The sequence below is a fragment of the Actinoplanes sp. OR16 genome (assembly GCF_004001265.1).
GTDB lineage: Bacteria > Actinomycetota > Actinomycetes > Mycobacteriales > Micromonosporaceae > Actinoplanes.
In genome coordinates, this window is sequence record NZ_AP019371.1 from 6526792 (window position 1) to 6546055 (window position 19264).

Annotated in this window: 16 protein-coding genes; 10 read left to right on the forward strand and 6 right to left on the reverse strand. The window is 70.8% G+C overall.

The features are described 5' to 3' along the window. Window positions 1-7 precede the first annotated feature (7 nt). The 4 genes from EP757_RS29820 to EP757_RS29835 are packed head-to-tail and all read left to right on the forward strand — an operon-like array spanning window position 8 to window position 5820. Complete coding sequence (locus EP757_RS29820) at window positions 8-1177, forward strand: oxygenase MpaB family protein (RefSeq protein WP_127551620.1); 1170 nt, start codon at window positions 8-10, stop codon at window positions 1175-1177. Next, complete coding sequence (locus EP757_RS29825; RefSeq protein WP_127551622.1) at window positions 1174-3402, forward strand: molybdopterin cofactor-binding domain-containing protein; 2229 nt, start codon at window positions 1174-1176, stop codon at window positions 3400-3402. The genes EP757_RS29820 and EP757_RS29825 overlap by 4 nt, the downstream gene beginning before the upstream one ends. After that, a complete protein-coding gene (locus EP757_RS29830; RefSeq protein ID WP_127551624.1) occupies window positions 3395-3871 on the forward strand; it encodes a (2Fe-2S)-binding protein in 477 nt (158 codons plus the stop codon). The genes EP757_RS29825 and EP757_RS29830 overlap by 8 nt, the downstream gene beginning before the upstream one ends. Beyond that, window positions 3868-5820: a PAS domain-containing sensor histidine kinase gene (locus EP757_RS29835; protein ID WP_127551626.1), complete on the forward strand. Its 1953-nt coding sequence runs from the start codon at window positions 3868-3870 to the stop codon at window positions 5818-5820. Before EP757_RS29830 ends, EP757_RS29835 begins: the two co-directional genes overlap by 4 nt. A 37-nt stretch (window positions 5821-5857) precedes the next feature. On the opposite strand, the gene EP757_RS29840 is transcribed toward EP757_RS29835, so the two are convergent. Next, complete coding sequence (locus tag EP757_RS29840; RefSeq protein ID WP_197725410.1) at window positions 5858-6424, reverse strand: ABATE domain-containing protein; 567 nt, start codon at window positions 6422-6424, stop codon at window positions 5858-5860. Window positions 6425-6509: 85 nt separating this feature from the next. Here EP757_RS29840 and EP757_RS29845 point away from each other — a divergent pair, with 85 nt between their 5' ends. From EP757_RS29845 to EP757_RS29860, 4 genes are all read left to right on the forward strand, one after another. Further along, window positions 6510-6971, forward strand: coding sequence for a DinB family protein (locus EP757_RS29845; protein ID WP_127551630.1), 462 nt, complete (start codon window positions 6510-6512; stop codon window positions 6969-6971). After that, complete coding sequence (locus EP757_RS29850; RefSeq protein ID WP_127551632.1) at window positions 6968-8071, forward strand: MalY/PatB family protein; 1104 nt, start codon at window positions 6968-6970, stop codon at window positions 8069-8071. Before EP757_RS29845 ends, EP757_RS29850 begins: the two co-directional genes overlap by 4 nt. A gap of 160 nt (window positions 8072-8231) precedes the next feature. After that, a complete protein-coding gene (locus tag EP757_RS29855) occupies window positions 8232-9821 on the forward strand; it encodes a copper resistance CopC/CopD family protein (protein WP_232050724.1) in 1590 nt (529 codons plus the stop codon). A 19-nt stretch (window positions 9822-9840) separates the two neighbouring features. Further along, on the forward strand, window positions 9841-10083 hold the full coding sequence (locus EP757_RS29860; protein WP_127551636.1) for a DUF4229 domain-containing protein: 243 nt from the start codon (window positions 9841-9843) through the stop codon (window positions 10081-10083). Here EP757_RS29860 and EP757_RS29865 read toward each other — a convergent pair. The 3 genes from EP757_RS29865 to EP757_RS29875 form a co-directional block, all read right to left on the reverse strand. Then, window positions 10069-10716: an SET domain-containing protein-lysine N-methyltransferase gene (locus tag EP757_RS29865; RefSeq protein WP_127551638.1), complete on the reverse strand. Its 648-nt coding sequence runs from the start codon at window positions 10714-10716 to the stop codon at window positions 10069-10071. The genes EP757_RS29860 and EP757_RS29865 overlap by 15 nt on opposite strands. Before the next feature lie 62 nt (window positions 10717-10778). After that, on the reverse strand, window positions 10779-11696 hold the full coding sequence (locus EP757_RS29870) for a cation diffusion facilitator family transporter (protein WP_127551640.1): 918 nt from the start codon (window positions 11694-11696) through the stop codon (window positions 10779-10781). Between the two features lie 118 nt (window positions 11697-11814). After that, a complete protein-coding gene (locus EP757_RS29875; protein WP_127551642.1) occupies window positions 11815-13422 on the reverse strand; it encodes a sensor histidine kinase in 1608 nt (535 codons plus the stop codon). Between the two features lie 113 nt (window positions 13423-13535). Between EP757_RS29875 and EP757_RS29880 the strand changes: the two genes are divergently transcribed. Next, window positions 13536-13958 carry a hypothetical protein gene (locus tag EP757_RS29880; RefSeq protein ID WP_127551644.1) on the forward strand — a complete coding sequence of 141 codons (423 nt, stop codon included), beginning with the start codon at window positions 13536-13538 and terminating at the stop codon, window positions 13956-13958. A 57-nt stretch (window positions 13959-14015) separates the two neighbouring features. On the opposite strand, the gene katG is transcribed toward EP757_RS29880, so the two are convergent. Together katG and EP757_RS29890 are read right to left on the reverse strand one after the other, a co-directional pair. Next, on the reverse strand, window positions 14016-16247 hold the full coding sequence (katG, locus tag EP757_RS29885) for a catalase/peroxidase HPI (protein ID WP_127551646.1): 2232 nt from the start codon (window positions 16245-16247) through the stop codon (window positions 14016-14018). 28 nt (window positions 16248-16275) lie between these two features. Then, window positions 16276-16698: a Fur family transcriptional regulator gene (locus EP757_RS29890; RefSeq protein WP_127551648.1), complete on the reverse strand. Its 423-nt coding sequence runs from the start codon at window positions 16696-16698 to the stop codon at window positions 16276-16278. 1621 nt (window positions 16699-18319) lie between these two features. Between EP757_RS29890 and EP757_RS29895 the strand changes: the two genes are divergently transcribed. After that, complete coding sequence (locus EP757_RS29895; RefSeq protein WP_232050068.1) at window positions 18320-19264, forward strand: metal ABC transporter substrate-binding protein; 945 nt, start codon at window positions 18320-18322, stop codon at window positions 19262-19264.

The following is a 19264-nucleotide window of genomic DNA, read 5'->3' on the forward strand; positions in this document are numbered from 1 at the left end:
GGTCCGAGTGAAACGCAGAGTTCTGCTGTCCGGCAGCGCGCTGGGAGCGTTCGGCGCCCTCGGCGTCACCGCGCCCGCCCAGGCGAGGGAGTGGACCTGGTCCGCGACCGATCCCCGGACGATCTTCGACCCGGAAGCCGACCCGGTGAGCGCCGAACTGCTCGACACCGGCGTCGTCCCGGAGGTCAACCGGCTGCTGTGGACCTGGACCCGCAACGACCAGCCGCTCCCGGCCGGCCTGCCCGGCTACCTCGTCGACTTCATCGAGCAGGCCCGGCAGCTGCCGTCCTGGGCGGACACCGCGAAACTCGAGCGGGCCGCGCAGTTCAACAAGTCCCGCGGGCTCTACCTGAACCTGCTCAACGGCGTCGGCGGTGGCATGCTGAGCACCGCCATCCCGAAGGAGGCCTGGTCGGTCTACTACTCCAAGGGTGGCGCCGACATGGAGGACCGGGTCGCGAAGACCAGCCTCCTCGGCTTCTCGGTGGGGGCGCTCAACGCGTACCGGCCGGACGGTGACTGCGTCGTCAACGCGGTGAAGACCCGGCTCGTGCACGCGGCCGTCCGTCACCTGCTGCCGCAGTCGCCGCACTGGAAGTGGGGCCCGATCATCAGCCAGGAGGACATTCTCGTCACCTGGCACACCCTGCCGACCTACGCCATGCGCAAGCTGCGCGAGTGGAACGTGCCGATCACCGCTGCCGACTCGCAGGCCTACCTGCACGTCTGGCAGGTGACCGCGCACATGCTCGGGGTCCGCGACGAGTACATCCCGGCCACCTGGGCGGCCGCCAACCAGCAGTCGGACCTGGTGCTGCCGCCGAACATGGGACCGACCCGGGAGGGCGTCGAGCTCACCGACATCCTGCTCAGCCAGCTCGCCGAGCAGACCAGCCCGGGCAGCGTCGGCCGGCCCCTGGTCAACGCGCTGGCCCGCTATCTCGTCGGCGACCAGGTGGCGGACTGGGACGCCATCGAGCGCGAGCCGATCTGGGGTCCGCTGATCTCCCGGCTGTGGCCGCTGCTGGTCAGGTTCCGTGAGGGGCTGATCCCGCTGCCGCTGGTCCCGGAGGCGGCCTGGGTGATCGACGAGGCGGTCCGGCAGTACATCCTCTTCTTCCTGACGAAGGGCCAGGAGACCAGGATCGACATCCCGACCATCAACAGGCCCGAATGAAGCGGCGCCGCTTCCTCGGCTACGTGCTGGCCGGCCCGGTCCTGGTGACCGCGGCCTCCACCAGGGCGGACGCCGACATCACCGACATCCTCGATCTGAACGACATCATGACGGCGGCGGCGCTGCCGACGTCCGGTCTCATCGCGGTGGAGGTCAACGCGGACGGCACGGTGTCGTTCGCGCTGCCGCGGGCCGAGGTCGGCCAGGGGATCACCACCTCGACGGCGATGCTGATCGCCGAGGAGCTGTCGATCCCGGTGCGCCGGGTGCGGATCACGCTCGCCGACGCGCGGCCGGAGCTGCTGTTCAACCAGCTCACCGGTGCTTCGAACACGACGATCGCGACGTACACGCCGATCCGGGTGGCGGCGGCGGTCGCCCGGGAGCGGTTGCTGCAGGCCGCGGCGACCTCGTGGAACGTCTCCCGGGCCGGCCTGACCTTGAAGGCGGGCGTGATCAGCGACCGCGCCGGGCGCAGCGTCGACATCGGCGCTCTCGCGGGCAAGGCGGCCAGCGCGAAGACCCTGGCGGTGCCGGTGGAGCTCGCCCCGAGGGAGAGCTTCACCGTCATCGGCAGACCCCAGAACCGCATCGACGCCCGGGACGCGGTGACCGGGCGCAAGACCTTCGCGATGGACCTCGACGTACCCGGCGCGAAACCGGCGATGATCTGCCGGCCACCCACGATCAACGGCAGGCCCGGGCCGATCGCCAACCTCGCCGAGGTACGCGCCATGCCCGGCGTCACCGACGTGGTCCCGATCTCCACGGGCGTGGCGGTCCGCGCCGACACGTTCGGCCAGTGCATCGACGCGGTCCGCGCGCTGCGGGTCGCCTGGCAGCCCGGACCCGTCGACGGCAAGTCCGAGCAGACCGTGCTCAAGGAGCTGGCCGCCGCGGAGCTGCCGCTCGGGCCCCGGCCGCTCACCCCGTTCGTCGAAGGCCGGTTCACGTTCCACTTCCGCAGCAACAGTGCCCTGGAGACGAACTGCGCGGTCGCCGACGTACGGGCGGACCGCGCCGAGATCTGGTCCGCCCTCAAGTCGCCGATCGTGGCGAAGCAGGCCATCGCCGCCAAGCTGGGCCTGCTGCCGGACCGGGTCACCGTGCACGTGACCGAGGGCGGCGGCTCGTTCGGCCGCAAGCTGTTCTTCGACGCCGCCCTGGAGGCCGCCGAGCTGTCCCGGAAGATCGGCAAGCCGGTACGGCTGATGTGGCACCGCGCCGACGACTCCCGGCAGGGCCGTACTCATCCGATGGCGACCTCCCGGGTCCGGATCGCCTACGCCGGCGATCTGGTGCTCGGCTTCGAGCAGCGGCACACCAGCGTCACCACCGACCTCGGGCACGGCCTGGGTGAGCTGCTGACCGCGATGGCCGCCCGGCTGCCCATCGGCGACCAGGCCTTCGCGCAGACGTTCTTCCAGTTCAGCCATACATCGCCGTACCGGTTCGGGATACACAGCCGGCTGCTGGCCGAGACCGGCAAGGGGTTCAACACCGGCAGCATGCGCAACGTCTACTCGCCGGACACGACGTGCGCGAGGGAGTTGATGGTCGATCAGCTCGGCCTGAGGATGGGGAAGGATCCTCTCCGGGTCCGGCGCGACTTCCTGCGCGACGACCGCGCCCGCGCGGTGCTGACCGCTGTCGCCGAGGCGGGGCAGTGGGGCCGGGCGCTGCCGGCCGGAGTGGCCCAGGGCATCGCGTTCCACGCCGAGTACAAGGCGGTCAGCGCGTGCCTCGTCGAGATCGACTGCCGGCCGGCGACGGTGAACCGCCCGATCCGCGACGGCGTCGGCGGCCCGCGGGTGACGAAGGCGGTCTTCGCCGTCGACGTCGGCCTGGCCGTCAATCCGCGCGGCCTGGAGGCGCAGATGATGGGCGGGGTCATGGACGGCATCGCGCTGGCCCTCACCTCCAGCCTGCACCTGCAGGACGGCCATTTCCTCGAGGCCAGCTGGGACAACTACTTCTACACCCGGCAGTGGAACACGCCGCCCGACCTGCGGATCATCGTGATGCCGAGCAGTTCGGACGAGCCGGGCGGGGCCGGTGAACTGGGCGTGGCCGCGTCGATGGCGGCGGTCGCCTGCGCGTACGCCCGGGCCACCGGCACGCTGCCGACGGTCTTCCCGATCAATCACGGCACGCTGTCGTTCACGCCGAAGCCGACGATCCCGCCCGTCCCCGAATCGCCGTCCACCGGAGGCACCGTTGCCTGAGCACACCTTCCGCCTCAACGGCTCGCCGGTCACCGTCGAGGTGGCGTCCGACGTACGCCTGCTCTGGGTCCTGCGGGATCTGCTCGGGGTGACCGGCCCGAAGTACGGCTGCGGCATCGCCGTCTGCCGGGCGTGCACCAGTCATCTCAACGGCCGGGCCGTGACGCCGTGCGCCATCCCGGTCGGCTCGCTGGCGCCGGACGACGAGGTGGTGACGATCGAGGGCCTGGCCGCGACCGCCGGCGCCGACCTGCACCCGATGCAGCAGGCCTGGCTCGACCAGGACGTGGTCCAGTGCGGGTACTGCCAGCCCGGCCAGATCATGGCGGCGGTCGCGCTGGTCCGGCGGGTCGCCGACGAGGGCCGGGAGATCACCGACGACGACCTGGACGCCATCCGCAACGTGTGCCGCTGCGGCACCTATCCGCGCATCCGGGAGGCGATCAGGAAGGTAATGTCGCAAATGTGAGTGCCGATGGGGCGGTCGACTACCGGCTTCTGTTCCGCGGTGCGCCCGCCGCGCTCCTCGTCCTCGACCCGGATCTCTGCATCGTCGAGGTGACCGAGTCCTACCTCGCCGCCACCCGGCGCAGCCGGGAGGAACTGCTCGGCCGGCTGGTCTTCGCCGCGTTCCCGGACAATCCGGACGACCCGGCCGGGGACGGGCCGGCCCGGCTGCGCGCCTCGCTCGAACGGGTGCTGCGCGAGCACGTCACCGACGTGATGGACATCCAGAAGTACGACATCCCGCAGCCCGGCGGCGGCTTCGAGACCCGGCACTGGGCGCCGGTCAACGCGCCGATCTTCGGCCCGGACGGCGAGCTGCGGCACGTCGTGCACCGGGTCGAGGACGTCACCGCCTTCGTCGAGGCCCGGCAGACCGGCCAGGACCAGGCGCAGATCTTCGCCCGCGAGCAGCTGCAGAAGCAGAACCAGACGCTGCGCGCCATCGCCGACATCCTCGACATCGCGGTGATCGGCTGCGACGGGACCGGCCGGCCGCTGCTCTACAACCAGGCCGCCCGGGACGTCGTCGGCGATCGTCTCGGCGGGGCGCCCGCCGAGGAGTGGCCACGGCGGTTGCACCTGCACGATCAGGACGGCCGGCCGCTGGATCCGGCCTACCAGCCTCTCGTGCGGGCGCTGCGGGGCGAGCCGGTCGGGGACGTCGAGGTGGTGACCCGGATACCGGGCGAGCCACGCCGCATCTTCCGGCTGTCCGCCCGCCCGCTCACCGGGCAGCCGCCGCTCGCCGCCGTGGTGACGCTGCGCGACGTCACGGTCCGCCGCACGAGCGCCCGCGTGCAGCAGGGCGAGCTGGAGGTGACCCATCTGGTCGCGCAGCCGCACCCGCCGGACGGCGTGCTGGACGAGGTGATGCGGATCGTGGCCGCCTCGGTGGGGTGGGTCGCCACCTCGTTCTGGACCGTCGACGACGTGACGCGGCAGCTGCGCCGGGAGGCCTGGTGGTCCGAGCCCGGCTTCACCGGCTGCGACCGCGACCTGCCGCACCGGGCCCTGTGCGCCGCCGAGCCGATCTGGGCGCCGGCCGAGGACGCCGGCGCGCTGGCCATCCCGGTCCCGGCCGGGCGGAACCCGCTGGGAGTGCTGGTCTGCTACGCCGACACCGCGGAGATCTCCGAGGGCGCCCGGGCCGCCGTCGTCACCGGCATCGGCGCCCGGCTCGGCGAGTTCCTGGAACGCCGCCGCGCCGAACGCCTCGCCGCCGAGCTCGACCGCACCCGCGACGAGTACATCGCCCTGGTCGGCCACGAACTGCGCACTCCGCTGACCAGCATCCAGTCCTACGCCGACCTGCTGTCCGAGGATCCCGCCCTGGACGGCGAGCAGCGCGAGGCCGTCGCCGTGATGCGGCGCAACGCCACCACCCTGCACGGCATCGTCATGCGGCTGCTCGACGTGGCCGGCCTGCGCACCGGCCGCATCGATCTGCTCCGGGACGCCGTCGACCTGACCGCCCTGGCCGCCGCGGCCGCCGACCAGGCCCGCGCGCGAGCCGGCGACCGGGTGGCCGTCGAGGTCACCGCGCCCGCAGCGGTCACCGTCGAGGGCGATCCGGCACGGCTGCGCGAGGTCGTCGACGAACTGCTCGCCAATGCGCTGACCTGGGCCGCCGAAGCCACGACCGTCACCCTGGACGTGCACGAGGAGGGCTCGGCGGCGGTTCTCGCGGTCACCGACACCGGTGCCGAGATCAAGGCGCACGAGCACGAGCACCTCTTCGATCTGTTCTTCCGCGGCGAGGCGGCCCGGCACAGCGGCATTCCCGGCAACGGCCTGGGCCTGACCGCCGCCCGCGCCATCGTCGAGCAGCACGGCGGCACGCTCATGGCCGGTGTGCCGGGCAGGTCCCGCGACGGCGCGACGACGTTCACCGTCCGTCTGCCCGCGCACTGAGCACCACCGCCGATCAAAGCCCGGCATTCAGCGGGCCTCACGATAAGCGGGCCTCACGATCAGCGGCCTTGCGGGCGCGGTACTCGCGGGCCTTCACCCGGTTGCCGCACTCGGCCATGCCGCACCACGAGCGCGTGCCGCCCCGGGACCGGTCGATGAAGAGCCGGGTGCAGGCGTCGCGCTCACACTCGCGGACCTTCGGGGGCGTCGCGCCGTACATGTCCCCGACCAGGGCGACGGCGGCCCGCGCGACCTCGGCGGTGACGGCGTCCAGGCTTCCGGTCCGCCGCGCGCCCCGGGCGGTGAGGGTGATCGAGGCGGGTGATCCGGCGGCGGCCTCATTGACGGTACGGAGGTCGGCCGCGTCCGCCGGGGCCCCCGCCATCGTCGCGTGCACCAGCCGATACGCCGACTCGCGCAGCTCGGTGAGCCGCCGCAGCTCCTCCTCGCCGGCCTCCGGCGGGTCGCTCAGCAGGCCGGCCTCGACCGCCCAGCGCGCGGCGTCGGCCGGTGTCGGCAGCCCTTCCTCGGGCGCGCTGCGACGCCACTTGAGCGTCCCGAGCAGATCGAGGGCGGGGTTGCCGCTGACGAAGACGAACTCCACGTCACCACCTTGACAGGTGACGGTGGTCGGCGGCAAGCTCGCCGCAACGTCACCGGCTGAGAGGGTGACGGTTGAGGAGGCGTGAGTGATATCCAAGGACGACTACCTGTACTTCGCCGGCCGGGCACTCGACGGCATGACCGGCATCGTCGCCGGTCTCGGTGACGAACTCGCCAACACCCGGCCGCCGCTGCCCGGCGCCAACACGCCGTACGCGCTGCTCACCCACTGTCTCGGCGTGGTCGAGTTCTGGTCGGGGGCGCTCGTCGCCGGCCGGACCGTGGAGCGCGACCGGGACGCCGAGTTCCGGGCGTCCGGGCCGGTCGGGCCGCTCGTGGCGCGGGCTTCCGACGTACGGGATCGGCTGGTGGAGGATGTGCGGGACGCCGAGCCGGAAGCGGCGCTGCAAGCGCGGCCACCCGCGTCCTTCCAAGGTCCGGACCGCGAGCTGAACCGGGGTGCGGCGCTGCTGCACGTCTTCGAGGAACTGGCGCAGCACCACGGCCAGATGGAGATCATGCGCGACGCCCTGCTGGCCCGGTCATGACCGATTTCGAGGTGGACGTGACCCGGCTCCGCAGCGGGTACGGCGTGAAGTGGGGCGACCTGGACGAGGGCGTCCTCGGCGCGTGGGTGGCCGACATGGACTTCCCGGTGGCGCCCGCGATCCGGCGGCGGCTGCACGAGGTGACCGATCACGGCTACCCGCACTGGCCCGGTGGCGACCCGCTGGTCAGCGCGTTCGAGGAGCGGATGGCGACCCGGCACGGCTGGCATCCCCGGCCCGGCCGCACCAGGGTGTTCACCGACCTGATCCAGATCCTCCAGGTCGTCATCGAGGCGGTCACGGCGCCCGGCGACGGCATCGCGCTGCACGTGCCGAACTACCCGCCGTTCCTCGCCAGCATCGAACGCGCCGGCCGCCGGGTCGTGGCCCTCGATCCGCTGGCGCCGCTCGACCCGTCGCTGCTGGCCGGTTGCACGCTGCTGCTGCTGGTCAACCCGCACAACCCGACCGGCCGGGTGTTCTCCCGGGCCGCACTGGAGGAGCTGGCCGCCGCCGCGCGGGAGCACGATCTGACCGTGCTCTCCGACGAGATCCACGCGGATCTGGTCTACGCCGGTCATCGGCACATCCCGTTCGCGTCGCTGAACGCCGACGCGGCCGGTCGCACGGTGACCGCGACGTCGGCGACGAAGGCCTTCAACATCGCCGGTCTGCGCTGCGCCGTCGCGCACATCGGGCCGTCCCGCCTCGCGGCGATCCTGGAACGCTTCCCGCTGGACTATTTCGGTCAGCCGAGCACGCTCGGCCGGGTCGCGACGGTGGCCGCCTGGCGGGAGGCCGGCTCGTGGCTGACCGGGCTGATGGAGGTGCTCGCCGCCAACCGCGACCAGGTCACCCGGTGGGCCGCCACGCTGCCGTGGGACGCGGGGTACCGGCCGCCGGACGCCACCTACCTGGCCTGGCTGAACGTCGCGCCGCTCGGCCCCGACCCGGCGGCACTGCTGGAATCGAAGGCCCGGGTGCGCCTGAGCCGGGGCGCCGACTTCGGCGGCGGCTCGGACTCGTTCGTGCGCCTCAACTTCGCGACCAGCCCCGCCGTCCTCACCGCGATCCTGTCCCGCATCTCCGCCCACCTCTGAGGCCGGGCGGTGGCGTCTGGAATGCTGCGTGCCGATGTCTGCCACCACCTGCCCCGACGCCGCCGCGCCGCCAGTGAACGTTCGGGGCGCGGGGTTCGTATCCTTCGGCGTGAAACACCTGGTTGCGGCCCGTCGCGGCGTTCACCTCCTGCTCGCGGTCATGGCCGGCGTGCTGCTCACCCTGCTCCCGGCCGCGCCGGCCAGCGCGCACGCGGTGCTGTCTCAGGCCAGCCCGCAGCAGGGGGCGGTGCTGCGGGAGGCGCCCGCCACGATCACGCTGGTGTTCAGCGAGCGGGTGCAGGTGATCCCGGGCCGGACGCAGGTGTTCGGCCCGGACGGCAAGCGCATCAACGACGGCGACGCGGTGCAGGCTGAGCGAGGGCTGAGCATCGCCATCCGTACGCCGGACCGCCCGCTCGGCACCTATCTCGTCAGCTACCGGATCGTCTCGGCGGACAGCCACCCGGTGTCCGGGGCGTACACGTTCAGCGTCGGCGCTCCCTCGAACGGGCCGCCGCCGGAGGTGAACGACGGCATCGACCCGGTGGTGGAGAAGGCCGTCCCGGCCGCCAAGTACGCCGGCTACCTCGGCCTCGTGCTCGCCGCCGGGCCGGTCCTGATGCTGGCGCTGTGGTACCCGGCCCGGCTCTCCCGGCGGGGCCTGGTCGTCATGTCCCGGACCGGGTTCGGGCTGATCGCCGCGAGCACCCTCGCCGCGCTGTGGCTGCAGGCGCCGCAGTCGTCCGGCGCCGGCATCCTGGACGTCTCCACGGGTGAGCTCACGAGCGTGCTGACCAGCGGCTTCGGTCTCGCGTTGATCGCCCGTCTGGCGATCGTCGCGGTGCTCGCGGCGCTGGTGAGCCGGATCCACCGCCGGCCGGGGCGGCCGCTCGGCATCAGCGTGGTGGTCCTCGCGCTCGCCGGCATGCTCACCTGGCCGCTCACCGGGCACCCGGCCGCGTCACCGCAGTCCGCGATCCTGGTCACCGCCGACCTCGTGCACCTCGCGGCCATGGCGTTCTGGCTCGGCGGGCTGACCGTGCTCGCCGTGTTCCTGCTGCGCCGGGCCGCCACCCGGGAACTGCGGGTGATCCTGCCGTCCTGGTCACGGTGGGCGGCGATCAGCGTCTACTGGCTGGTCGCGGCCGGTCTGCTGCAGGCCGTCGTGCAGACCGGGACGTGGCACGCGCTCGTCGACTCGGACTACGGCCGTCTCCTGCTGATCAAGACCGGTCTGGTGGTGGCCGTCCTCGCCGTCGCCGCCGTCTCCCGGCAGCTGGTGCGGCGCGCCGTCACGACGAGGCTGCGCGCCGCCGTCGCCGCCGAGGTGGTGATCGCCGTGGTGGTGCTGGCCGTCAGCGCCGTCCTCGTGCAGACCAACCCGGCCCGGACGGTCGACGTGGAGGCCGAGGCCGCCGCGAAGGCGAAGGGTTTCGTCACCACGCTGAACAGCCCGATCTACGCCGTGCAGTTCGAGGTCTTCCCGGCCGAGGTGGGCGAGTACAACACGTTGCACGCGTTCGCTTACACGCCCGCGGGCAAGCCGTTGACGGTGGTCGAGTGGAAGGTGACCGCGTCGCTGCCGGAGCGCGGGATCGAGGAGATCGAGAACCCGGTCGGATCGTTGCTGGGGAATCAGGGTCTCGGCAACGTGGTCTTCCCGTACCCGGGCGATTGGCAGTTGAAATTGACCCTGAGGATCTCCGACATCGACCAGGCGACGGTGACCACCACGGTTCCGGTGCGGTGAGGCGTGGCACCATAGCCAGGTGTTCGCTAACCCCGTTCTCCGGCTGCTCCTCGGCCGGCTGGCGATCTTCATGGCCGCCCTCGGCATCCTGACCCTGCTCCCGTTCGGCCTCGATCCGCTGCTGCGGTTCGTCATCGCCTTCTTCATCAGCATGATCGCCTCGGTGTTCCTGCTGAAACGAACCCGGGAGCAGGTCGGCGAGCAGGTGGTCACGTCGGTCGAGAAGCGCCAGGCGCGCAAGCAGGCGTCACGCGGCCGGTGACCGATGCTGGTAGACCACCTGCCAGTTGCCCGCGATGACCTTGAGGAGAATGCTGGCGTGCCCGCGGCCCCCGGCCGTGTCGACGTCCGCGGAGCAGAGCGCCTCCCAGCGTCCGGTGCCGACGAGCCACTCCACGCCTGACAGCGAGCTCCCGGCGTCGCCGAGCAGTTCGGCGACGACCGCGTCCCGGCCCCGGAACACCCGTCCTCGGGTCCACAGCACGGCATCGACGTCTATCAGCTCGCTCATGGCCGGCGCCGACCGCTCGTCCAGCGCCGACCGGTAGGCGTCGAGGAAGGTGCCGAGCTCGCGCGCCGTCTCCTGGCCGGCGTCGATGGTGATCGGCTCACCGCGCGCGATGGCCCGCGCGGCGATGTCGCAGCACCGATCGAAGTCCTGGTGGCACGAGGGGTCGTCGGAGTGGTTCACGAAGCGTGCGGGCGCGGGGTAGAGATAGCGGCGGCCGCCGTAGCTGTGCACGAACAGGTCTTCGCCCTCGGGGAGAGCGAGGTAGTCCGCCGCGTCGAGGGGCCGCAGCTCGTAGGCCACCACGACCTCTCCGGGCGCGAAGTCCCGAGCGGCGTAGACACCTCTGCCTGCGAGGTCGCCGGTGCCGAGCGTCACATCGTCCATCACACCATCCTCGCCTGCTCCAGGGGAGGCACCGGTCGGCGGCATGATCCGGGAGACGCTTCCTAGGTGTGCGTCTGGTGCTCATGGCCCGCGTGCCCCGCCGGTTCGAGCTGGAACGTGGAGTGTTCGACGTCGAAGTGGCCGGACAGGCAGGACTGCAGCGCGTCGAGGAGTTGCGGGGCGTGGCCGTCGTGGAAGCAGGAGTCGTCGACGACGACATGGGCGGTCAGCACCGGCAGGCCCGACGTCACGGTGAGGACGTGCAGGTCGTGGACGCCCTTCACGTGGTCGAGCCGGGTGATGTGGTCGCGGATGTCGTCGAGGTCGACGTCGCCCGGGGCGGCTTCGAGCAGGATGTTCGCCGCCTCGCGCAGCAGCCGGACGGCTCGTGGCGCGATGATCAGGCCGATCAGGATGGAGACGACGGCGTCGGCGCGGGTGTACCCGGTCAGCGCGATGATCGCGGCGGCGGCGAGGACGCCGAGGGAGGTGACCGTGTCGGTGGCCACTTCCAGGAACGCGCCGCGCATGTTGAGGCTGGCCTCCCGCGCGCGGTAGAGCAGGGCCACGCCGGCCAGGTTGCCGAGCAGGCCGATCACGCCGAACAGCGCCATGCCGCCGGGCGCCACCTCGGCCGGTTCGATCAGGCGGCGGATGCCTTCGACGAAGACGTAGACGCCCATGCCGGCCAGCACCAGCCCGTTGATCGCGGCGGCGAGGATCTCGGCGCGGGCCCAGCCGAAGGTGTGCCTGCCGGACGCCGGGCGGGCCGCCAGGAGGGTGGCGCCGAGGGCCAGGGCGACCCCGCCGGCGTCGGCGAGGACGTGCCCGGCGTCGGCGAGCAGGGCGAGACTGCCGGTGATCAGCGCGCCGACCACCTCGACGGCGAAGACGATCAGCGAGACGCACAGGGCGCCGATCAGAACGCCACGGTGGCGTCCGGTCGCCGTCGGCGTGCCGTGATCGTGGCCGTGTCCCATGCGCCGCGTCCTCCCATGCTCATATGCGCACAAGCGCATGTAACACGACGAGCATAGCGCAGCCGTCAACGCGCCGGACGCGGCCGCTGGCTGATGCCGTTCCCGCCGCTCCCGTACATCATTCTGAGGCGTGGAACAGGGACCTCCACGCGGGGTGGTGGTCCGGCGGCAGCGGCCCGACCGGTGGGAGCGAGAGCACGAACGTGGCACCGCGCGGCTGATGCGGCAGATAGCCGACGGTCAGCCCGCTCGCGGCGGCCAGCTGGCGCACCAGATAGAGGCCGAGCCCGGTGCCCGGTTTCGTCAGCGCCACCCCGGAGTCGGCGCGGGCGAACCTGTCGAACAGGTGCGGCACGAACGCGGCCGGCACGCCCTCACCGTGATCGGTCACCCGCACCGTCACCTCGGCCGGCGTCACCGTCACGGTGATCATCAGGGGTGGCCGGCCGTACTTCGCCGCGTTGCCGATCAGATTGCCGAGGATGAGCCGGAGGAACACCGGATCGGCCACGGCGGTCGCACCGGGCGGGGCGCTGACCGTGAACAGGTGGCCGGACGCGTCGGCCACCTCCCGGACGATGTGAGCGACGTCGACGGGCACGGGCCGGGCCACCACGGCGCCGGCGTCCAGCTGGGCCAGGGCGAGGACCTCGCCGAGCAGCACGTCGGCGCGCTGTCCGCCGGCGCTGATCCGGCGTACCGCATGCTGCTTCTCGCTCTCGTCCAGCTCACCCCACTCCTCGAGCAGCGACTCGGCGTTCAGGACGATCGTGCTGAGCGGCTGGCGTACGTCGTGGCCGAGCATCGCCACGAAATCGGTCATCTGGCTGTTCGCGCGCTGCAGCTCCCAGCGTCCGCGCCGGACCCGGCCGACCGCTGCCACCACGAGCAGGCCGATCGCGACGCCGGCGCCCACCGAGAGCCGGATGCCGAGTTCGGCGGCGGTCACCGGCCCGTACAGCCTCGCCTCGGCGATGCTGCCGGACAGCCGCCACGGCGTGCCGGTCACCGGCGTGGACGCGTGCCGCCACCACTCGCCGTCACGCAGGAAACGCCCCGATCCGTCGCCGGCGGCGCGGGACGGCGCACCGCGGTGGTTCATGGCGACGACGGCCCCCGCCTCGTCGAAGAGGGTCAGCAGGGCGTCGCTCGGAGGGACCGAGGCGGAGAGGTACGCCGACAGCGGACTGTTGCTGACCGCGACCGACACCGCGAAGACGCGCAGCCCCGACGCGGACGTGTACGGCACCGCGAAGTTGATGACCGATATGCCCCCGGCGACCGACGGCTGGACCGTCGAGATCGTCGGCCGCCCGGTCCGCACCGCGTCCTCGAGGTGCGGGTACCGGCCGGTCAGGTCCCGCCCGGCCGGCAGCGCCCCACCGGGGAAGACGCGCAGCATCATGCCCTCGCTGTCGAGCAGCACCGCGGCCGGGAACCCGAGCGCCGCCACCACCCGATCGAAGTCCTCCTGATCCACCTCGGCGCTGCTGAGCAGGGCGTCCGCCTGCCGGCGCTGCCGTTCCACGAGGTTGCTGACGTACGCCGACACGAAGTTGGCGACCAGCGCCTGCCGCCGCTCGAACCGATCCGCGAGCCCGGCATGATTCGCGTGTTCCAGGGCGGCCACCCCGCCCACGGCCGCCGCGCTCAGCCCGAACCACACGGCCAGCGGCAGAGCTACGAGCCGCCAGCCGCGCCAGCCGAGAAGCCGCGCAAGCCGCATATCGGTCAGGCTAGTCTTCTTCGGCCCACCTCGGCCCAGTCCTCTTCCGCCCCGTCCTCTCCTGCATCACCGGCGGCGCCGTGAAGTGATCGACGCGCGACTATGCTGCCGCGATGAAACCGATCGAGGAACGAGTGCGCCGGCGTGCGGTGGCGACCTTCGCCGTCGCGCTCGCCATGGGGGTCCTGGGGATCGCGGCGCCCGCGCGGGCGGCCACCGTGGTGTGCAACCCGACCTGGGAGAAGGTCAACGGCGACGGCTACGTCGTGGCGTCGCAGGACTACAACCTGAAGAACGGCCCGTACGGCGACTGCGGGCACACCGGGAAGATCAAGAAGGGCACGATCTTCTACCTGTGGTGCATGACCACGAACACCTACGGCAACAACTGGTGGTACGGCCGGATCGCCGGCACCCAGACGATGGGCTGGGCCTACCAGGAGGCGCTGTTCGGGGCGAAGGCGAACATCGAGAACGACAGCAACGACGGCATTCTGAGCCTGGAGGGCTGCGGCCCGAAGGTCATCTGGCCGTGAACAGGGTCATGCCCCGGCTGATCCGCAACTCATCAGCCGGGGCATGACTTTCGAGACTCAGACCAGGTCGTAGCGGTCCAGCTCGGTGACCTTCGTCCACGCCGCGACGAAGTCGTTGACGAACTTCTCCTTCGCGTCGGCGCTGGCGTAGACCTCGGCGAGGGCGCGCAGCTGCGAGTTCGAGCCGAAGATGAGGTCGACCGCGGTGGCGGTCCACTTCACCTCACCGGTGGCGAGGTCCTCGATCTCGTACACGTGCTCGGCGTCCGACGCCTTCCACTTCGTACCCGGGGAGAGCAGGTTGACGAAGAAGTCGTTGGTCAGCCGGCCCGGCTTGTCGGTGAGGACGCCGTGCTCGCTGCCCGCGACGTTGTTGCCGAGCGCACGCAGGCCGCCGACCAGGACGGTCATCTCCGGCGCGGTCAGGTTCAGCATGTACGCGCGGTCGACCAGCAGGATCTCCGGCTGGGTCTTCTCGCCCGGGCGCAGGTAGTTGCGGAACGCGTCGGCGCGCGGCTCCAGAACCTTGAACGACTCGGCGTCGGTCTGCTCCTGGGTGGCGTCGGTGCGGCCGGCGCGGAACGGCACGGACACCGGGAAGCCGGCGTCGGCAGCGGCCTTCTCCACGGCGGCGTTGCCGGCCAGGATGATCAGGTCAGCGAGGGAGATCTGCGCGCCACCGGCGGCGTTGAACTCCTGCTGGATCTTCTCGAGGGCGTCGACGACCGGGATCGCCTGCTGGTTGACCTCCCAGTTGCGCTGCGGCTCGAGCCGGATGCGGGCGCCGTTCGCGCCACCGCGCTTGTCGGTGGAGCGGAACGTGGCGGCCGAGGCCCACGCGGCCTGGACGAGCTGCGCGACGCTGAGACCGGAGTCGAGCACCTTCGCCTTGAGCGCGGCGATGTCGGCCTCGCCGACCAGCTCACCCTGCACGGCCGGGACCGGGTCCTGCCACAGCTGCGCCTCGGGCACCCACGGGCCGAGGAAGCGGGCGACCGGGCCCATGTCACGGTGCAGAAGCTTGTACCAGGCCTTGGCGAACGCCAGCGCGAACTGGTCCGGGTTCTCCAGGAAACGGCGGGAGATCTTCTCGTACGCCGGGTCGACCCGCAGCGACAGGTCAGTCGTCAGCATGGTCGGCTTGTGCTTCTTGGCCGCGTCGAACGCGTCCGGGATGATCTCGTCGGTGGTCTTGGCGACCCACTGCTTCGCGCCACCCGGGCTGGTGGTGAGTTCCCACTCGTAGCCGAAGAGGATCTCGAAGAAGCGGTTGCTCCACTCGGTCGGCTTGTCGGTCCAGGTGACCTCGAGGCCGGACGTGATGGCGTCCTTGCCCTTGCCGCTCTCGTGGGTGCTCAGCCAGCCGAGGCCCTGGGCCTCCAGCGGGGCGCCCTCGGGCTCCGCGCCGACGTGGCCGTCCGCGACACCGGCGCCGTGGGTCTTGCCGAAGGTGTGGCCGCCGGCGATGAGGGCGACGGTCTCCTCGTCGTTCATCGCCATCCGGGCGAAGGTCTCCCGGATGAAGTGCGCCGCCGCCAGGGGGTCGGCGCTACCGCGCGGGCCCTCCGGGTTGACGTAGATGAGGCCCATCTCGGTCGCGCCGACACCCTCGGACATGCTGCTCTCCGAGACGTAGCGCTCGTCGCCGAGCCAGGTGTCCTCGGGACCCCAGAAGATCTCCTCCGGCTCCCAGACGTCGACACGGCCGAAGCCGAAGCCGAAGGTCTTGAAGCCCATCGACTCCAGGGCCACGTTGCCGGCGAGAACGAGCAGGTCGGCCCAGGAGATCTTCTGGCCGTACTTGGCCTTGACCGGCCAGAGCAGGCGGCGCGCCTTGTCCAGGTTGGCGTTGTCGGGCCAGCTGTTCAGCGGGGCGAACCGCTGGCCGCCGTCACCGGCGCCGCCGCGGCCGTCCTGGATCCGGTAGGTGCCCGCCGCGTGCCAGCTCAGGCGGATCATGAGGCCGCCGTAGTGACCGAAGTCGGCCGGCCACCAGTCCTGCGAGGTGGTCAGCACCTCGGTGATGTCAGCCTTGAGGGCGTCGACGTCGAGCTTCGCGAACTCCTTGGCGTACTCGAAGTCCGCGCCCAGCGGGTTGCCCTTCGAGGAGTGCGCGTGCAGCACCGACAGGTCGAGCTGGTTCGGCCACCAGTCCCGGTTGGTACGGGGACGGCCGCCGGTCTTCGGGGTCGGCGAGTCGATCGCCGGGTTCTCGCTCTCGCTGCCGTGCGCGGTCACGGAGTCGTGCGCTACCGGGCACTTTCCGGCTGCGCCCTGGGGGTCGCTCATTACTGTTCCTTCTTCCGAATTCGGCGGATCACTCGGGAGTGCTGGTCAGACAGTCGGGGCAGAGACCCCAATAGACGACCTCCGCCTCGTCGACCACGAACCCGTGGTCGTCGGAGGCGGTGAGACAAGGGGCGGGACCGACCGCACAGTCGACGTCGGCGATCGTGCCGCAGGAGCGGCAGACGACGTGATGGTGGTTGTCACCGACCCGCGTTTCGTAGCGGGCGGTCGCACCGGCAGGTTGGATACGGCGCACCAGACCCGAGTCGGTGAGCGCACGTAGCACATCGTAAACCGCCTGGTGAGAGACGGTGGGCAGGTCCGCCCGAACGAGCGCGATCACGCTGTCGGTGTCGACGTGAGGGTGGTCCCGAAGCGCGGCGAGCACCGCCAGCCGGGGCCGTGTGACGCGCAGCGAGACCGCCCGAAGCTGGGCCTCGAGGTCGGTCATGCCATGAGACTTAACCAGCTTTTCTGGAACGGATCAAGTTTTCAAACCTGTGTCTTGAGTGGGCCACCTCTCATCGGCGGCCTCCCGCCGTACCGGAGGAAAGCCCGGCCCAGGACCGCCGCGGCGTAGACGGCGAAGGCGGCCGCCTTCCCGCCGATCGCTCATCCGCCACGAGCCCTCTCAGCGGTGGCCGCAGAAATCGCGGCCCGCGAGCAGTGTGCGCCGACCGCTGAGCTCGACCAAAAGAATCTTCACCGGGGCATTACCATTGCAAGAAGGGGTGAGCTACGATTTGTGGGCGGTCCGATATCGCCGACGAGATGATTCCCGAACCGATTGTTTCGACAGTCGACCATATGCGTCCAAGAATCGGAAAGGTGAATGCGCAGGGGTCCGCCGGCCTGCCCGCAGCGCCCGCCCGCGCTTGTTCTGAGGTGCCGAACTGAGCTAGTCGAGAGGACCCGGCCCGCGACTGTCTTTCCGTGGCCTGCGACTGTCGTTCCGTGGCCTGCGCCGTCGTTCCGTGGCCTGCGACTGTCTTTCCGTGGCCTGCGCCGTCGTTCCGTGGCCCGCGACCGTTGTTCCGTGGCCTGCGACTGTCTTTCCGTGGCCTGCGCCGTCGTTCCGTGGCCCGCGACCGTCTTTCCGTGGCCTGCGCCGTCGTTCCGTGGCCCGCGACCGTTGTTCCCTGGCCCGCGACCGTCTTTCCTGGGCTCGCATCAATGTCGCGGCGTCGGACCGCATCGGCTTCGCGATCCTGATCCGTGGCGTCGCGATGTGACGACCTCGGAACTCCGGTGCGCACAAGCTCTGCAGTGTTGACCAGCATCGACTCTGCGGCATCGCCCTGCATTGACTCCGCGGCGTTGGGCTGCGTGGCGTTGACCTGCGCCGGCCGCGTGGCGTTGACCTGCGCCGTCTCTGCTGTATCGACATTGACCTGCGGCGACGTCACGCAACCGGGCCGCGTCGGCACAGCGCGGCTCGGCTGGCTCCTATCGCTGGGTGGCAGCCTCTCGCCGGTGTCGTCCATGATCGGTCCCTCGGCCTCGCGAACCTCTGCGCGCTCTCGCACCTGGCGGAGCCGCCTGGCATGCCGCTGCGTCAAACCCCAGGAACGATGCCGCTCATGTTCACGACGGAATTCTTCAGCCTCAGCCGAATAGTTGCGACGCAGGGTCGGATCCCGCAGATGCCTCGTCGGGAATAGTGAAAGCTGCGCCATATTCCCATTGTCCGCACCCTCTGCCGCCTCGACGAGGCCGCCTGCCGGAATTTCATATCCAGACACAACCCCCGAAAAGAAGCCGGAAGCAACGGAATTCGTTTCACGAGGGCTACCTGGATTGCCATGGTGCTTCGTGCCATCACCGACAGGCGCGATCAGGGGGAAAGGTCTGCCCGGCGCCGACCCTGGGCGATTGCCTGCCACGCGGGAAGGGGCAGGAAAGGGGCTGACCGCGTCATGCGCGACAGGATCGGCGCTCGTCATGGTTTGCCGCCCGAGCACAGCGTGCCGCCATCTTCGCCGGGTCGGGGCGAACACATCGTCAGTTTGCGATTAGACGATGAGTTTTGAACATGATTATCGTTCCGGTCCTCAGTGGCAAAAGTGACAGGAGTGAGAACCGTGAAGCGCATGTACTGGATCGCGGGCATCGCCGCGGCCACCACCGTGATGGCGGGCTGCGGGGCGTCGGGCGGTCAGAGCGAGGCGGCCCCCGTGCCGGAGAAGGCGAAGCTCGCCGTTGTGGCGACCACGCCCGAGGTGGCTGATTTCGTGCGCAACATCGGGGGCGCGGATGTGGACGTCACGCAGATCATCAAGCCGAATGTGGACCCGCACGACTACGAGCCGACGCCCGCCGACCTGCAGGCGATCAGCAAGGCGAAGATCGTCGTGAAGAACGGCGTCGGCCTGGAGGAGTGGCTGGACCGCACGATCGACTCGGCCGGCTTCGCGGGAACCGTCGTCGACTCCAGTGCCGGTGTGACGTTGCGGGAGGGCGGCCACGACCACGAGGGCGAGGAGGAGGGGCACGAACACGACCCGCACATCTGGCACGACCCCCGCAACGCCAAGATCATGGTGGCGAACATCGAGAAGGGCCTGGCCGCGGCGGACCCGGCGAAGGCGGCGGCTTTCACCACCAATCTGACGAGATATCAGGCGGAGCTGGACAAGCTCGACACCGACAACGCCACCGCCTGGTCCACCGTCCAGAACAAGAAGATCGTCACCAACCACGACGCCTTCGGCTACTACATCGCCCGCTACGACCTCGCATTCGTCGGCTCGGTCATCCCCAGTCTGGACACCTCCGCCGAGCTCTCCGCGAAGCAGCTCAGCGACCTGGTCTCCAAGATCAAGAGCACCGGCACCACGGCGATCTTCGCGGAGAGCTCGCTGCCGCCGAAGACCGCCGAGGCGATCGCGCAGCAGGCCGGCGTGAAGGTCGTCGCCGGTGAGGACGCCCTGTTCGGCGACAGCCTGGGGCCGGACGGCTCCTACCTGGAGGCCGAGCGCCACAACACCCGGATCCTCACAGAGGCCCTGGCAAACTGA

What these genes read in the sequence shown, in the direction of transcription:
- EP757_RS29865 (WP_127551638.1), bottom strand. Translation starts at nt 10,716, where the DNA reads ATGGACGATGTGACGCTCGGCACCGGCGACCTCGCAGGCAGAGGTGTC.
- katG (WP_127551646.1), bottom strand. Translation starts at nt 16,247, where the DNA reads ATGAGCGACCCCCAGGGCGCAGCCGGAAAGTGCCCGGTAGCGCACGAC.
- EP757_RS29850 (WP_127551632.1), top strand. Translation starts at nt 6,968, where the DNA reads ATGACCGATTTCGAGGTGGACGTGACCCGGCTCCGCAGCGGGTACGGC.
- EP757_RS29890 (WP_127551648.1), bottom strand. Translation starts at nt 16,698, where the DNA reads ATGACCGACCTCGAGGCCCAGCTTCGGGCGGTCTCGCTGCGCGTCACA.
- EP757_RS29875 (WP_127551642.1), bottom strand. Translation starts at nt 13,422, where the DNA reads ATGCGGCTTGCGCGGCTTCTCGGCTGGCGCGGCTGGCGGCTCGTAGCT.
- EP757_RS29880 (WP_127551644.1), top strand. Translation starts at nt 13,536, where the DNA reads ATGAAACCGATCGAGGAACGAGTGCGCCGGCGTGCGGTGGCGACCTTC.
- EP757_RS29855 (WP_232050724.1), top strand. Translation starts at nt 8,232, where the DNA reads ATGGCCGGCGTGCTGCTCACCCTGCTCCCGGCCGCGCCGGCCAGCGCG.
- EP757_RS29825 (WP_127551622.1), top strand. Translation starts at nt 1,174, where the DNA reads ATGAAGCGGCGCCGCTTCCTCGGCTACGTGCTGGCCGGCCCGGTCCTG.
- EP757_RS29870 (WP_127551640.1), bottom strand. Translation starts at nt 11,696, where the DNA reads ATGGGACACGGCCACGATCACGGCACGCCGACGGCGACCGGACGCCAC.